General features: G+C 56.8%; 1 pseudogene. It reads left to right on the top strand.

Annotation, left to right across the window (positions count from 1 at the left end):
• Nucleotides 1-24 precede the first annotated feature (24 nt).
• Nucleotides 25-664: pseudogene (locus NM10_RS12765) on the top strand (IS256 family transposase); the annotation flags it as partial.

Below are 664 nucleotides of genomic sequence, written 5' to 3'. Positions count from 1 at the left end.
GGAGGTTCCGTATCCGCGTCCTAGGATCGCCAGAGTACGTTTGAACCGCAGATCATCAAGAAGCACCAGCGCGACGTTTCGTCCATCGAGGGCAAGGTACTGGCGATGTATGCCCGTGGCATGAGCCAACGCGACATCGCTGCAACCATCGAAGACATCTACGGCTTCCAGATGTCACATGAACAGATCTCCACCATCACAGGCTGCGTCATGGAAGAGGTCGAGGCATGGCGGAATCGTCCGCTCCAGTCGTTCTATCCATTTGCTTTCGTCGACTGCATCTACGTATCGCTGCGCACGGAGTATGGCGTCCAGCAGGTGGCCGTCTATGTCATGCTTGCCTATGACGTCAACGGCTGCAAGGATGTCCTTGGCCTCTGGATCAACGAGACGGAGAGCAAGCATGCCTGGATGCAGATCTTCGACGAGCTGCGGGCTCGCGGCGTTAAGGATCTTGGCATCCTGTCCATGGATGGCGTGAGCGGATTGGAGGAAGGCGCCAAGGCTGTATTCCCGCATGCCACGGTTCAGCGCTGCATCGTACACCTCATCCGCAATTCCATCCGCTACATCCCACGCAAGCAGTGGAGTGCATTCACGAAGCAGCTGAAGCTCATCTATGGTGCCATCAACGTCAAGCAGGCCCGTCAGGAATTCGAGCTGA

Source organism: Megasphaera sp. NM10, from assembly GCF_000417505.1.
GTDB classification, from domain to species: domain Bacteria; phylum Bacillota; class Negativicutes; order Veillonellales; family Megasphaeraceae; genus Megasphaera; species Megasphaera intestinihominis.
The sequence above is the reverse complement of the archived record's forward strand: the minus strand, read 5'-3'. Positions and strand labels throughout refer to the sequence as shown.